This is a genomic window from Streptomyces sp. NPDC034670, from assembly GCF_055574875.1.
Window position 1 is genome coordinate 86238 of record NZ_JBVITR010000009.1, and the last position, 13056, is coordinate 99293.

Annotated in this window: 14 protein-coding genes; 6 read left to right on the plus strand and 8 right to left on the minus strand. The window is 72.4% G+C overall.

Going from position 1 to position 13056, the window contains the following annotated elements; genetic code table 11:
- Nucleotides 1–94 precede the first annotated feature (94 nt).
- From ACZ56B_RS09445 to ACZ56B_RS09455, 3 genes are all read right to left on the minus strand, one after another.
- Nucleotides 95–670: a calcium homeostasis/redox stress adaptation protein gene (locus ACZ56B_RS09445; protein ID WP_468788117.1), complete on the minus strand. Its 576-nt coding sequence runs from the start codon at nucleotides 668–670 to the stop codon at nucleotides 95–97.
- 140 nt (nucleotides 671–810) lie between these two features.
- Nucleotides 811–1269 (minus strand): peroxiredoxin, encoded by a 459-nt coding sequence (locus tag ACZ56B_RS09450; RefSeq protein ID WP_468787989.1) that lies wholly within the window; start codon nucleotides 1267–1269, stop codon nucleotides 811–813.
- Nucleotides 1270–1452: 183 nt separating this feature from the next.
- Nucleotides 1453–1890 (minus strand): DUF3052 domain-containing protein, encoded by a 438-nt coding sequence (locus ACZ56B_RS09455; protein ID WP_437092344.1) that lies wholly within the window; start codon nucleotides 1888–1890, stop codon nucleotides 1453–1455.
- A 436-nt stretch (nucleotides 1891–2326) separates the two neighbouring features.
- Between ACZ56B_RS09455 and aceE the strand changes: the two genes are divergently transcribed.
- Nucleotides 2327–5074 carry a pyruvate dehydrogenase (acetyl-transferring), homodimeric type gene (gene aceE, locus ACZ56B_RS09460; RefSeq protein ID WP_468787992.1) on the plus strand — a complete coding sequence of 916 codons (2748 nt, stop codon included), beginning with the start codon at nucleotides 2327–2329 and terminating at the stop codon, nucleotides 5072–5074.
- Nucleotides 5075–5190: 116 nt separating this feature from the next.
- On the opposite strand, the gene ACZ56B_RS09465 is transcribed toward aceE, so the two are convergent.
- Nucleotides 5191–5499, minus strand: a complete 309-nt coding sequence (locus ACZ56B_RS09465) for a small hydrophobic protein (RefSeq protein ID WP_468787994.1) — start codon at nucleotides 5497–5499, stop codon at nucleotides 5191–5193.
- Between the two features lie 261 nt (nucleotides 5500–5760).
- Nucleotides 5761–7380 carry an MFS transporter gene (locus tag ACZ56B_RS09470; RefSeq protein WP_468787996.1) on the minus strand — a complete coding sequence of 540 codons (1620 nt, stop codon included), beginning with the start codon at nucleotides 7378–7380 and terminating at the stop codon, nucleotides 5761–5763.
- A gap of 111 nt (nucleotides 7381–7491) precedes the next feature.
- Between ACZ56B_RS09470 and ACZ56B_RS09475 the strand changes: the two genes are divergently transcribed.
- The 3 genes from ACZ56B_RS09475 to ACZ56B_RS09485 all read left to right on the plus strand — a co-directional run bounded on the left by ACZ56B_RS09475 (nucleotide 7492) and on the right by ACZ56B_RS09485 (nucleotide 10365).
- Complete coding sequence (locus tag ACZ56B_RS09475; RefSeq protein WP_468787998.1) at nucleotides 7492–8181, plus strand: TetR family transcriptional regulator; 690 nt, start codon at nucleotides 7492–7494, stop codon at nucleotides 8179–8181.
- Nucleotides 8182–8235: 54 nt separating this feature from the next.
- A complete protein-coding gene (locus ACZ56B_RS09480) occupies nucleotides 8236–9453 on the plus strand; it encodes an alpha/beta hydrolase (RefSeq protein ID WP_468788000.1) in 1218 nt (405 codons plus the stop codon).
- Nucleotides 9454–9519: 66 nt separating this feature from the next.
- Nucleotides 9520–10365, plus strand: coding sequence for a DUF4429 domain-containing protein (locus tag ACZ56B_RS09485; protein WP_468788002.1), 846 nt, complete (start codon nucleotides 9520–9522; stop codon nucleotides 10363–10365).
- Nucleotides 10366–10407: 42 nt separating this feature from the next.
- Here the strand turns inward: ACZ56B_RS09485 and ACZ56B_RS09490 are convergent, their stop codons facing one another.
- Nucleotides 10408–10872, minus strand: a complete 465-nt coding sequence (locus tag ACZ56B_RS09490) for a MerR family transcriptional regulator (protein ID WP_468788004.1) — start codon at nucleotides 10870–10872, stop codon at nucleotides 10408–10410.
- Nucleotides 10873–10967: 95 nt separating this feature from the next.
- Here ACZ56B_RS09490 and ACZ56B_RS09495 point away from each other — a divergent pair, with 95 nt between their 5' ends.
- Together ACZ56B_RS09495 and ACZ56B_RS09500 are read left to right on the plus strand one after the other, a co-directional pair.
- Entirely contained in the window at nucleotides 10968–11438 is a 471-nt protein-coding gene (locus tag ACZ56B_RS09495) for a GNAT family N-acetyltransferase (RefSeq protein WP_468788006.1), read from the plus strand.
- A gap of 18 nt (nucleotides 11439–11456) precedes the next feature.
- The gene (locus ACZ56B_RS09500; RefSeq protein ID WP_468788008.1) at nucleotides 11457–12284 is read left to right on the plus strand and encodes a serine hydrolase domain-containing protein; all 828 of its coding nucleotides are present in this window, start codon (nucleotides 11457–11459) and stop codon (nucleotides 12282–12284) included.
- A 30-nt stretch (nucleotides 12285–12314) separates the two neighbouring features.
- Here ACZ56B_RS09500 and ACZ56B_RS09505 read toward each other — a convergent pair whose 3' ends face one another.
- Nucleotides 12315–12515, minus strand: coding sequence for a DUF2191 domain-containing protein (locus ACZ56B_RS09505; RefSeq protein ID WP_391713661.1), 201 nt, complete (start codon nucleotides 12513–12515; stop codon nucleotides 12315–12317).
- Between the two features lie 56 nt (nucleotides 12516–12571).
- The gene (locus ACZ56B_RS09510) at nucleotides 12572–12991 is read right to left on the minus strand and encodes an ATP-binding protein (protein ID WP_468788010.1); all 420 of its coding nucleotides are present in this window, start codon (nucleotides 12989–12991) and stop codon (nucleotides 12572–12574) included.
- Nucleotides 12992–13056 lie beyond the last annotated feature (65 nt).

Genomic DNA, 13056 nt, shown 5'->3' on the forward strand with positions numbered 1-13056 from the left:
CTACACCCCCCTCCCCCCCCCCCCCCCCCCCTCCCCCCCCCCCCCCCCCCCCCCCCCCCCCCCCCCCCCCCCCCCCCCCCCCCCCGCGGCCGTCTCAGACGTTCACGCCGAAGTCCTGCGCGATGCCGCGCAGGCCGGAGGCGTAGCCCTGGCCGATGGCGCGGAACTTCCACTCCGCGCCGTGCCGGTACAGCTCGCCGAAGACCATGGCGGTCTCGGTGGACGCGTCCTCCGAGAGGTCGTAGCGGGCGATCTCGGCGCCGCCGGCCTGGTTGACGACGCGGATGAACGCGTTGCGCACCTGGCCGAAGGACTGCTGGCGGTTCTCGGCGTCGTAGATGGAGACCGGGAAGACGATCTTCTCGATGTCCGCCGGGACGGCGGCGAGGTCGACCTTGATCTGCTCGTCGTCGCCCTCGCCCTCGCCGGTGAGGTTGTCACCGGTGTGCTCCACCGAGCCGTCCGGGCTCTTGAGGTTGTTGAAGAAGATGAAGTGCTGGTCGCTGCCGACCTTGCCCGAGTTGTTCAGGAGCAGCGCGCTCGCGTCCAGGTCGAAGTCGGTGCCGGTCGTGGTGCGGACGTCCCACCCCAGTCCGACGATGACCGCGGTCAGGCCCGGCGCCTCCTTGGTCAGCGATACGTTGCCGCCCTTGCTGAGGCTGACTCCCACGAGTCCTCCCTTGGTGTCCGGGGGCGGGTGCCCCGTGGTGCAGTGGATGTGTGGATGCCGGATCAACGAGTCGATCCTAGTGACGGGTTCCCGGCCCCCGCAGGCCCCGCGGCCGGAGTGCCGCGGGGTGTCGGGCGGGATCACAGCGTGTCGAGCGCCTTGACGTACTCGTCCAGGTCGCGCGCGTCCGGCAGCCCGTTGACGACGGTCCACCGCACGACGCCCTCCTTGTCGATCACGAAGGTGCCGCGCACGGCGCACCCCTTGCCCTCGTCGAAGACGCCGTAGGCGCGCGACACCTCGCCGTGCGGCCAGAAGTCCGACAGCAGGGGGTACTCCAGCCCCTCCTGCTCGCCGAAGACGCGCAGCGTGTGGATGGAGTCGTTGGAGACGGCGAGCAGCTGGGTGTCGCGGTCGGCGAAGCGCGGCAGGTTGTCGCGCAGCTCGCACAGCTCGCCGGTGCACACGCCGGTGAAGGCGAAGGGGTAGAAGACGAGCACCACGTTCTTGTGGCCGCGGAAGCCGGACAGCCGCACGGTCGCCCCGTGGTTGTCCTTGAGCTCGAAGTCGGGGGCCTTGTCGCCGACCTGGATCGCCATCGTCGTGTTCGTCCCTTCCGGGGGTTCGGTTCGCGAGCACTCGCGTGACCACCCTACGCAGGGAACGGGACATGCCGACGGACGGGCCGACGCACCACGCGGTGGTCGGCCCGTCCGGGGTGGTGTCCGGCGGACGGGGCGGCGTCCGGGGACGGCGGCCCGGTCCGGGCCGTGGGGCCGGATCTACCGCTTGGACTTGGCCGCCTTGGGCGTCGCCAGCCGGCTGCCGCTCCAGTCCTTGCCCACGCTGACGCTCTTGGACGCGGTCAGACCTGCCGTGGTGGCGGCTTCCGAGATGTCACTCGGCTCCACGTATCCCGCACGGCCGGTCTTCGGCGTGAGCAGCAGGATCGCGCCGCCCTCCTCGATGTACGTGGTGGCATCCACCAGCGCATCCGTCAGGTCGCCGTCGTCGTCGCGGAACCACAGCACAACGGCGTCGGCCACGTCGTCGTACTCCTCGTCGACCAGGTCACTCTCGATGACGCCCTCGATGGCCTCGCGGAGCTCCTGGTCGACGTCGTCGTCGTAGCCGATCTCCTGGACCACCTGCCCGGGCTGGAACCCCAGCCTGGCGGCAGGGTTCGTCCGCTCCTCCGCGTGGTCCGCGGTCGCGCTCACGGGTTGCCTCCTGATCATGTCTTGGGAATAACTCAGCCACGCGCGTGCGCGAAGCATTGGCCGTAGTCCACACGGGCGGGACGGATCGCGCAAGTACCCGGCCCTCCGGACCGCCGAAACGGTGACGATCCCGGCCGGGTCACCGCAACTCCAGGCACACCATCATGGCCCACAGTGACGCACACCACACTCTTGTGCCCCTTTTGGGCGTTTGGGAACCGTCCACGGGACTGGGAGTCGAATGTACATCCAGGGGTAGGAGACCCGCAGGCGTCCGCCCTCCACACCACCGCCCGACCCCTGTCCGGCCCTCCGGGTTACCTCGCGGTAGAGATGACGTTTGCGGCGCCGAGGTGGACGATGGGGAGCGGCGCAGACCCGGCTGCATCCGTGACGCAGCGGCCCTCCCATGGCCCTCCGACAGGTAAGGAACAGCGTGGCTTCCGCATCCGATCGCAACCCGATCATCATTGGCGGCCTTCCGAGTCAGGTTCCTGACTTCGACCCCGAGGAAACCCAGGAGTGGCTCGACTCCCTCGACGCCGCCGTCGACGAGCGCGGCAGGGAGCGGGCCCGCTACCTGATGCTGCGGCTGATCGAGCGGGCCCGCGCCCGGCGCGTGGCCGTGCCCGAGATGCGCAGCACGGACTACGTCAACACGATCCCCACCCGCGCGGAGCCGTTCTTCCCGGGCAACGAGGAGATCGAGCGCAGGATCCTCAACGCGACCCGCTGGAACGCCGCGGTGATGGTCTCGCGCGCCCAGCGGCCCGGCATCGGGGTCGGCGGCCACATCGCCACCTTCGCCTCCTCCGCCTCGCTGTACGACGTGGGGTTCAACCACTTCTTCCGCGGCAAGGACGAGGGCGACGGCGGCGACCAGGTCTTCTTCCAGGGGCACGCCTCCCCGGGCATCTACGCCCGCGCCTTCCTGCTGGACCGGCTGAGCGAGCGGCACCTGGACGGCTTCCGCCAGGAGAAGTCGAAGGCGCCGTACGCCCTGTCGTCGTACCCGCACCCGCGGTCGATGCCGGACTTCTGGGAGTTCCCGACGGTGTCGATGGGCCTCGGCGCGATCGGCGCGATCTACCAGGCCCGGATGAACCGCTACATGCACGCGCGCGGCATCGCGGACACCTCGAAGTCGCACGTGTGGGCCTTCCTCGGCGACGGCGAGATGGACGAGCCGGAGTCGCTGGGCCAGCTGACCATCGCCGCCCGCGAGGGCCTGGACAACCTCACCTTCGTCGTCAACTGCAACCTGCAGCGGCTCGACGGCCCGGTGCGCGGCAACGGCAAGATCATCCAGGAGCTGGAGTCGGTCTTCCGGGGCGCCGGCTGGAACGTGATCAAGCTGATCTGGGACCGCTCCTGGGACCCCCTGCTCGCGCAGGACCGGGACGGCGTGCTGGTCAACAAGATGAACACCACGCCGGACGGCCAGTTCCAGACCTACGCCACCGAGACCGGCGCCTACATCCGCGACCACTTCTTCGGCGACGACCACCGGCTGCGCGCGATGGTCGAGAACATGACCGACCACCAGATCCTCATGCTGGGCCGCGGCGGTCACGACCACCGCAAGATCTACGCGGCGTACAAGGCGGCCCTGGAGCACAAGGGCCAGCCGACGGTCATCCTCGCCAAGACCGTCAAGGGCTGGACGCTGGGCCCGAACTTCGAGGGCCGCAACGCCACGCACCAGATGAAGAAGCTGACGGTCGACGACCTCAAGCGCTTCCGGGACCGCCTGCACCTGCCGATCTCCGACAAGGACCTCGAGTCCGGCCCGCCGCCGTACTACCACCCGGGCCGCGACTCGGAGGAGATCCAGTACATGCACGACCGGCGCAGGTCGTGCGGCGGTTACGTGCCGACGCGCGTGGTGCGGTCGAAGCCGCTCCCCCTGCCGGACGACAAGACGTACGCCACCGTCAAGAAGGGCTCGGGCCAGCAGTCCATCGCGACGACCATGGCCTTCGTCCGGCTCCTCAAGGACCTGATGCGGGACAAGGAGATCGGCAAGCGGTTCGTGCTGATCGCGCCGGACGAGTACCGCACCTTCGGCATGGACTCGTTCTTCCCGAGCGCGAAGATCTACAACCCGCTGGGCCAGCAGTACGAGGCGGTGGACCGGGACCTGCTGCTCGCGTACAAGGAGGCGCCGAACGGGCAGATGCTGCACGACGGCATCTCCGAGGCCGGCTGCACGGCCTCGCTGATCGCCGCGGGCTCGGCGTACGCCACGCACGGGGAGCCGCTCATCCCGGTGTACGTCTTCTACTCGATGTTCGGTTTCCAGCGCACCGGCGACCAGTTCTGGCAGATGGCCGACCAGCTGGCGCGCGGTTTCGTCCTGGGGGCGACCGCGGGGCGCACGACGCTGACCGGTGAGGGGCTCCAGCACGCGGACGGCCACTCGCAGCTGCTGGCGTCCACCAACCCGGCCTGCGTCGCCTACGACCCGGCGTTCGGGTACGAGATCGCGCACATCGTGAAGGACGGCCTGCGCCGGATGTACGGCGGGGACGAGAAGCACCCGCAGGGCGAGGACGTCTTCTACTACCTGACCGTCTACAACGAGCCCATCCAGCACCCGGCCGAGCCGGCGGACGTGGACGCCGAGGGCATCGTCAAGGGCCTCTACCTCTTCGGCGAGGGCACCCGGGGCGCCTTCCCGGCGCAGATCCTGGCCTCCGGCGTCGCGCTGCCGTGGGCGATCGAGGCGCAGAGGATCCTCGCCGAGGAGTGGGACGTCAAGGCCGACGTGTGGTCGGCGACCTCCTGGAACGAGCTGCGGCGCGAGGCGGTGGCCTGCGAGGAGCACAACCTGCTGCACCCGGAGGAGGAGCAGCGCGTGCCGTACGTGACCCGGCGGCTCGCCGGGGCGCAGGGTCCGGTGGTGGCGGTGTCGGACTGGATGCGCTCGGTGCCGGACCAGATCGCGCGCTGGGTGCCGGGGACGTACCAGTCGCTGGGCGCCGACGGCTTCGGCTTCGCGGACACGCGCGGGGCGGCCCGGCGGTTCTTCCACATCGACGCGCAGTCGATCGTGGTGGCGGTGCTGACGGAGCTGGTCCGGGAGGGCCACCTCGACCGGTCCGTGCTGAAGCAGGCCATCGACCGCTACCAGCTGCTCGACGTCTCCGCGGCCGACCCGGGCGTGGCGGGCGGCGACGCCTGACGCGCACGGGGGCGGAAGGGGGGGGGGGGGGGGGGGGGGGGGGGGGGGGGCCCCCCCCCCCCCCCCCCCCCCCCCCCCCCCCCCCTCCCGTTCGCCCGGGTCGCCCGCGCGACCGGTCAGAACATCCCGTACCCCGGACCGGTCGCCCCGGCCAGCCAGACGAGGGCCAGGAGCGTGTCGACGGCGCCCAGGGCGAGGGCGACCACGGCCGTCGCCGGGCGGGGGCCCGCCCAGCTGCGGCCCATGGCGAGCCATCCGCAGACGATCGCCGCGGGGCCGAGGACGATCCCCAGCACGAAGAACCCGGCGACCGCGCAGACGGCTCCGATGATTCCGAGCGTCGCGCGATCCGGCCCGCTCCGTAGCCCCGTCCGGCCACGTGAGCGGGGGTGCCTGCGCGTTCCGTGTCCGAAGCTCGCCATCATCAACTCCCTGAACCCCTGGGGTGGTTGGGGGTGTCTCGGGGTTCGTTGTCATGGCGGGTACCCCCGCTTCGGCCGTGAATTCACGCCGGACGCGCGGCAGTCGGGGCGCTGCCTGCGCGCTGCCCCCCTCCGGCAGCGCGCCGCAGCCACCGTCCTCCATGCCCTGCGGAGGACCTGACCCACTGTGACCTGCGCCGCCCTCGCCAGGGGAGGGATCACCGCAGGGGTTCACCCTGATGGGTGAAATCGGTCCTGTGTGCGTCAGATGTGCCCGACGCCCGCGCCGGCCTCCGCGTTCTCCCCGCGCTTGGTGAGCAACGCGACCAGCACCGCCACGGCGGCCACTCCGGCGGCGACCAGGGAGGCCAGGCTCATGCCGGAGAGGAAGGTCTCGTGCGCGACATCGGTGATCTTCGCGGCGACCGCCTCGGGCATGTCCGGGGAGACCGGCGCCACACCGACCTGGACGGCCTCGGAGGTCGACTCGGCCTGGTCCGGGCCGAGCGGCGGGAGTCCGGCGTCGGCCCAGTTGTCCGCGAGGACGCCGTCGACCTTCGAGGCCATCACGGCGCCCAGCACGGCCGTGCCGAGGCTGCCGCCGACCTGCATGGCGGACTGCTGGAGACCGCCGGCGACGCCGGAGAGCTCCAGCGGCGCGTTGCCCACGATGACCTCGGTGGCGCCGACCATGACGGGGGCGAGGCCGAGGCCCAGCAGGGCGAACCAGAGCGACATCACGGCGCTGCCGGTGTCCTTCTCCAGGGTCGACATGCCGTACATGGCGAGCGCGGTGAGCGCCATGCCGCAGGCCAGCGGGAGGCGCGGGCCGGCCTTGGTGATGACCACGCCGGCCAGCGGGGAGCCGACGATCATCATGCCGGTGAGCGGCAGCAGGTGCAGACCGGCGTCGACCGGGCTCAGGCCGTGCACGTGCTGGAGGTAGAAGGTGACGAAGAACAGGCCGCCCATGAAGGCGATGGCCATCAGGACCATCAGCACGACGCCCGCGGACAGCGGGACCGAGCGGAACAGCGCCAGCGGGATCAGCGGCTCCCTGACCTGCGCCTCCCAGGCGGCGAAGGCGCCGAAGCAGCCGATCGAGACGAAGATGAACGTCCAGGTGTAGCCGTCGCCCCAGCCCCACTCCGGGGCCTTGATCAGGGCCCAGACGAGACAGAACATCGCGGCGGACAGCAGGGCGATGCCCGGGACGTCGAAGGAGCGCGGGGCGTTCTCGGCGCGGTGGTCCAGCAGGATCCACACGCCGAGGACGACGGCGAGGACGCCGACCGGCACGTTGATGAAGAACACCGACTGCCAGTTGACGTGCTCGACGAGGACGCCGCCGAGGATCGGGCCGCCCGCGGTGGAGGCGCCGATGACCATGCCCCAGATGCCGATGGCCATGTTGAGCTTCTCGGCCGGGAAGGTGGCCCGCAGCAGGCCGAGCGCGGCCGGCATCAGCAGGGCGCCGAACAGGCCCTGGAACACGCGGAAGACGACGACCAGCGTGATGCTGCCGGACAGGCCGATGGCGCCGGAGGCGGCGGCGAAGCCCACGACGCCGATGAGGAAGGTCTGCCGGTGGCCGAAGCGGTCACCGAGCTTGCCCGCGGTGATCAGGGAGACCGCGAGGGCGAGGAAGTAGGCGTTGGTGATCCACTGGAGTTCCGACAGGTTGGCGCCCAGGTCGGTGCCGATGGCCGGGTTCGCGATGGCCACGATGGTGCCGTCGAGGGCCACCATCATGACCCCTACGGCGACGGTGAAGAGGGTGAACCAGGGGTGCCCGCGCAGCCCTCTGCCCGTCGTCGCGCCCGACGGGTCCCCCGGCGCAGGGTCCCCCGACCCCGTCTTGTCGATGGTGGTCTGACTAGTCATGCGCCCGAGGCTAGGGACAGCCACTGACAATTGACAAACGGATTCACCCGACAGTCACTGGCACGACATTCCCCGCTAGCCTGAGCCGGAGGAACAGTCCGAGGAGGACCGATGGAGACGGCCGGGCCCGCCCCGGGGGCGGTGCCACGACCCGGTCTGCGGGAGCGCAAGAAGCAGCGCACCCGGGACGCGCTGGTCCGGGCCGCGCTGGAACTGTTCGCCGCCCGCGGGTACGAGGGGACGACCGTCGACGCCATCGCCGCGGCCGCCGACGTCTCGCAGCGCACCTTCTTCCGCTACTTCGCCGGCAAGGAGGAGGTGGCGTTCCTCGTCCCCCGGCTCGCCGAGGCGCGGGTCGTCGAGGCCGTGCGCGGGCGCCCCGCGGGCGAGGCGCCGCTGGAGACGCTGCGCCGGGCCGTCCTGGACGGCTGGGACGGCATCCACGAGACCGTCGAGCGGCTCGTCCCCCTCGACCTGCACCTGCGGGTCTGCCGGGTGATCGAGTCGACACCGGTGCTGTTCGCCGCCCGCCTGCGGCACGCGACGGAGCTGGAGGAGGAACTGGCCCGCGTCATCGCCGAGCGGGAGGGGCTCGACGTGGACGCCGACCCCCGGCCGCGGCTCCTGGCGGCCGCCTTCGGCGGGGCGGTCCGGGTGACGGAACGGCGGTGGTCGGCCGGGGGCGACCTCACCGTCGCCGCCCTGCGCGACCTGCTGGCGGCCCACCTGGACCGGCTGGGACCGGCGCTCGCGGAGGACTGGCGCACGGACCCAACCCCGAATCGCCGCCCTGAAACGTGATCCCGGTCACTCAGCCCGCCCGAGACCCTCTCGTTCTCCTAGTGTGTCCTTCCAGTGACTTCCTTCGACACCTCCCCGCAACTGAACGCCTGGCGCGCGCTGCTCGCCCTCGCCGTCGTCTTCGTGATGCTGGCGACCACCGGCTGGACGGCGCTGCGCAACCAGCGGGAGGCGCCCCCGCTCCAGGCGTCGCTCAGCGCCTGGAAGAAGGGCCGCGTGGCCGGTCACCGGCTGCCGGACCCGCAGTCGGCGCCCGCACGGCTGGCCCGGTTCTTCGCCTCCCTCACCGAGGGGCAGCAGGCCTTCCTCGCCCGCCGTTACCCGCTCGCGGTCGGCAACATGAACGGCGCGCCGGTCGCCCTGCGCTACCGCGCCAACCGCATCGCGCTGGAGCAGGCCCGCGAGGTCGAACGGGAACGCGTGCGCGACGGCCGCCTCACGCCCGCGGGGCAGGCGCAGGCGGCCCGCCGGACGAGCCGCCTGGAGGCGCTGCTGCGGCCGGGCCGGCACATCCTCGCCTTCGACCCGTCGGGCCCGGGCCGGGTGGCCGAGGTCTTCGGCGACCTGGGCACGGCCGACCGGGTCTCGGTGGTCGTCCCCGGCGTCGACACGAACCTGCTCACCTTCCAGCGCACGCACCGCGGGTACGCGGCGCCCGTCGGCATGGCCAGGTCCCTGTACGCGGCCGAGCGCGAGGCCGCCCCCGCGACCCGCACCGCCGTGATCGCCTGGGCCGACTACACCGCCCCCAGCGGACTCGGCATGGACGCGGCCACGGCGATGCGCGCCGAGGACGGCGCGGCCCGGCTGGACGCGATGCTGCGCGGGCTGCCCGGGAAGGCCCCGGTCTCGCTGTTCTGCCACAGCTACGGCTCCGTGGTGTGCGGGCTCGCCGCGCCCGCGCTGCCGGGGCGGGTGGCCGACATAGCGGTGGCCGGCAGCCCCGGGATGCGGGTCGAGAGGGCCTCCCAGCTGAAGACCTCCGCGCGGGTGTGGGCGATGCGGGACGCCGACGACTGGATCCAGGACGTGCCGTACCTGGAGGTCGGCGGCCTGGGTCACGGAGCCGACCCGGTGGCCTCGGGGTTCGGGGCGCGGGTGCTGTCGGCGCGGGAGGCCAGGGGGCACGGCGGGTACTTCGAGCCGGGCACGGACAGCCTGCGGAACTTCGCCGAGATCGGAGTTGGCGCATATCGCGCGGTGTCCTGCGCGCACGGGGACGACGCCTGCCGGGCGGGTCTGCCCGGCGCGGCGGCCACCGGACGCGCGTAGCGGCGCAGGAACCGCGGTCCGCACGGGGAGGGGACGGAAAAGCTCGTGCCGCATACGATGAGCCGCATGGGTGACGTACTGGCCGGATTTCATGCCGCCTGGGAGTTCGAGTCCGACTCCGTGCTCATCCGTTACGAACGGGGGATCCGAACGCCCAGACTGTTCCAGGCTCTCGGGGAGCGGCGCATCCCCTTCGAGGCGCTCGAGGGGGTGACCCTGACCCCCGGCAGGCGCGGCACCGTGGTGCTGCGCGCCGAGCCGCGGCCCGGCGCCGACCCCCTCATGGAGGCGGCCGCCGGGCAGTTGAAGGAGAGCGGCGACCCGTACCGGCTGGTGCTGCCCGCCGAGCGCGAGGTGCTCGCCGAGTACTACGCCGACGAACTGCGCGGCCGGCTCACCGAGTCCGGGCCGGCCGAACGCCACCTGGTGGAAGCGCCCCCGGTGCCGCGCCGGTTCAAAGCGTACGACGGCCGGGCCGCCTTCGACGGCACGTCGGTGTCCTTCCAGTGGTTCTGGACGGGAGCCTCGTCCGCCAAGTGGAAGGCCGGTGACCAGCGCTTCCCCGTCGGTGAGTTGAGCGGCGTGGAGTGGCGCTCGCCCGAGGTGTTCGAGGGGCACCTGCGGCTGCTGCCCCGGGACGCGGGGACGCCTCCCCCCCAGCCCGACCAGGACCCGGCGGCCGTGGTGTTCGGGCTCGGCTACGGGCCGGTGCACGAGTCGCTGCCGTTCGCCGCCGCCGTGCTGGCGGCGGTGCGCACCAGCGAGCCGGTGCCCGCGATGGCCGCGGCCCCGCGCCGCGACCCCGCGGACATCGCCGAACGCATCCGTCACCTGGGGGAACTGCACCAGGCGGGGCTGGTGACGGACGAGGAGTTCTCCGCGAAGAAGGCGGAGCTGCTGGCGGAGCTGTAGGGCCCGCCGCGTCCCGCGGTGGCGCGGTCCCGTCGTCCGTCCTCACGCCCTCTCCGACGCCAGGGCACGCCCGGCGTCCGCGTAGAAGCTGATCTTCCGGTCGAGCACGGCGAGGGTGCCCTGGAGTTCGGCGATCCGGACCAGCACGTCCTCGCGGGTCTCCTTGAGCAGTTCGAAGCGCTCGGCGTAGGTGTGGTCACCGGCGCGGACCAGTTCCGCGTACCGCACCATGTCCGCGACCGGCATCCCGGTCAGGCGGAGCTTGCCGACGAGGGCGAGCCAGTCGAGGTCGCGGTTGCGGTAGCGGCGCTGACCGGTGTGGGACCGGTCGACGTGCGGCATCAGCCCGATGCGCTCGTACCAGCGCAGGGTGTGCGCCGTCAGCCCGGTGAGGGCGGCGACCTCGCTGATCGTGTACCTGTCCTCGCCGTCCGGCCGCCGGTCCCCCTGCGGCGGCCCGGCGCAGGGGTCGGGGGTCCTGGTGTCCGTGGTCTCCGTCACCGTCATGGCCTCCACGCTAGGACCTTGGAGTGCGCTCCAGGCAAGCACACGCGGAGGAAACCGGCGGACAGGGGCCCGCCCGGCTGATTACCGTGCCGTGCATGACTCTCGTACGCCGTGCGGTGCCCGAGGACGCGGAGGAAGTGCTGCGCCTGCGTCAGGTGATGATCGACTCGTTGGCCCGGTCCGACGCCTCCACCGCCTGGCACGCCGACGCCCTGCCCGTGCTGCGCGGCAGGCTGGCCGAGCCGGACGGCGCCTTCGCGGCGTTCGTCGTGGACCACCCGGAGCGGCCGGGCGCGCTGGCGGCGCTGGTGGCCGGCACCCTCGACTACCGCATCGGCGGGGCGCGCAACCCGCACGGCCTCGACGGCCACGTGTTCAGCGTCGCCACCGACCCGGACGCGCGCCGCCGCGGGTACGCGCGCGCCTGCGTGGAGGCGCTGCTGGAGTGGTTCCGCGAGCGCGGCGCCCGGCGGATCCGCCTCACCGCCTCCGCGCAGGCCGAGCCGCTGTACCGCTCGCTGGGCTTCGAGCGCAGGCCGGACCCGTTGCTGGAACTGACGCTCTGAGCGCTTAGGCTCGACGGCATGTCGTCGAAGAGCCTCGCACTGATCGAGAACTGGCCGGTCCCCACCGCCGCGGCGGGCGCCGTACGGGCGGACGGCACCGTCCTGGGCACCCACGGGCCGGCCGGCCACCGCTTCCCGCTGGCCTCGGTCACCAAACCGCTCGCCGCCTACGCGGTGCTCGTCGCGTACGAGGAGGGGGCGATCGAGCTGGACGAGCCGGCCGGCCCCGAGGGCTCCACCGTCCGGCACCTGCTCGCGCACACCTCCGGGCTGCTCTTCGACGAGCACCGGGCCACCTCGGCGCCCGGGGAGCGGCGGCTGTACTCCAACGCCGGGTTCGAGCAGCTGGGGGACCACGTGGCGAAGGCCACGGAGATCCCGTTCGCGGAGTACCTGCGGCAGGCGGTGCTGGAGCCGCTGGGGATGACGTCGACGTCGCTGGAGAACACCGGCTCCCCCGCCAAGGACGCCGTGTCCACGGTGGACGACCTGCTGCGCTTCGCGGCCGAGGTCCAGGCCCCGCGCCTGCTCGACCCCCGCACGGTCGCCGAGGCGATGACGGTCCAGTACCCGGGCACCAAGGGCGTCCTGCCGGGCTACGGCCACCAGAACCCCAACGACTGGGGCCTCGGCTTCGAGATCCGCGACGCCAAGTCCCCGCACTGGACGGGCGCCTCGTCCTCGCCGCGCACCTTCGGCCACTTCGGGCAGTCGGGCACCTTCCTGTGGATCGACCCGGACGCGGGCGCGGCCTGCGTGGCGCTGACCGACCGCGCCTTCGGCCCCTGGGCGATCGAGGCGTGGCCGCCGTTCACGGACGCGGTGCTGGCGGAGCTGCGCGGCTGAGGCGCCGGCGCACGGCGCCCGGCGCGGGGTTCAGCCCTGCGGCTCCTGCGGTTTGAGGTCGATCTCGCGCAGGTTCTGGTCCTTGAGCTCGGTGCGGGCCTCCGTGCGGTGCCCCCGGGCGACGTAGTCCCGCACCACCGCCTCGATCGCGTCCTGGGGCGAGCCGATCCCGGCCAGGACCATCACCTCCACCACGAGTTCGGCGTCGAGACTGATGCTGACCTTGGCCACGGTGCCCCCTCATCACGTCGTGCCCGCACTCTATCCGCCCGGGGCGCCGCCGGGCCTCACGTTCCGGCCAGGCACTCGAACCACACCGTCTTGCCCCGCCCGTCGGGGCGGACGGCGACGCCCCACCGGTCGGTGACCGCGTCCACGATCACCAGCCCGCGCCCGCCCTCGCCGAGCCCGTCGCCGGCGGCCCGCGCGGGCGGCTCCGGACAGCCGTCGGCGACCTCCACCCGCACTCCGCCGGGCCGCAGCAGGAAGCAGACGCGGCAGCGGCGGCCGGGCACGTGCCGTACGACGTTGGCGACCAGCTCCGTGAGCGCCAGCTCGGCGGCGTCGGTCAGGCCGGCCAGTCCCGAGCCGGTGAGGTACAGCCGCAGGATGCGGCGCAGGTGCCGGGCCGAGTGCTCCCCCACGGCGAACTCGGCGTGGTACTCCCTCGCGGTGTCCGCCGCACGCGGACCGGTTGCGTGATTCACCCCACAAGAATGCAACGCGGTGCTTACGCTCGACTACGCAACGAAACGAACGATGCGAGGCGTTG

Coding starts and splice junctions, on each gene's coding strand:
- ACZ56B_RS09470 (WP_468787996.1), bottom strand. CDS start 7,380: ATGACTAGTCAGACCACCATCGACAAGACGGGGTCGGGGGACCCTGCG.
- ACZ56B_RS09500 (WP_468788008.1), top strand. CDS start 11,457: ATGTCGTCGAAGAGCCTCGCACTGATCGAGAACTGGCCGGTCCCCACC.
- ACZ56B_RS09465 (WP_468787994.1), bottom strand. CDS start 5,499: ATGATGGCGAGCTTCGGACACGGAACGCGCAGGCACCCCCGCTCACGT.
- ACZ56B_RS09495 (WP_468788006.1), top strand. CDS start 10,968: ATGACTCTCGTACGCCGTGCGGTGCCCGAGGACGCGGAGGAAGTGCTG.
- ACZ56B_RS09475 (WP_468787998.1), top strand. CDS start 7,492: ATGGAGACGGCCGGGCCCGCCCCGGGGGCGGTGCCACGACCCGGTCTG.
- ACZ56B_RS09485 (WP_468788002.1), top strand. CDS start 9,520: ATGGGTGACGTACTGGCCGGATTTCATGCCGCCTGGGAGTTCGAGTCC.
- ACZ56B_RS09450 (WP_468787989.1), bottom strand. CDS start 1,269: ATGGCGATCCAGGTCGGCGACAAGGCCCCCGACTTCGAGCTCAAGGAC.
- ACZ56B_RS09490 (WP_468788004.1), bottom strand. CDS start 10,872: ATGACGGTGACGGAGACCACGGACACCAGGACCCCCGACCCCTGCGCC.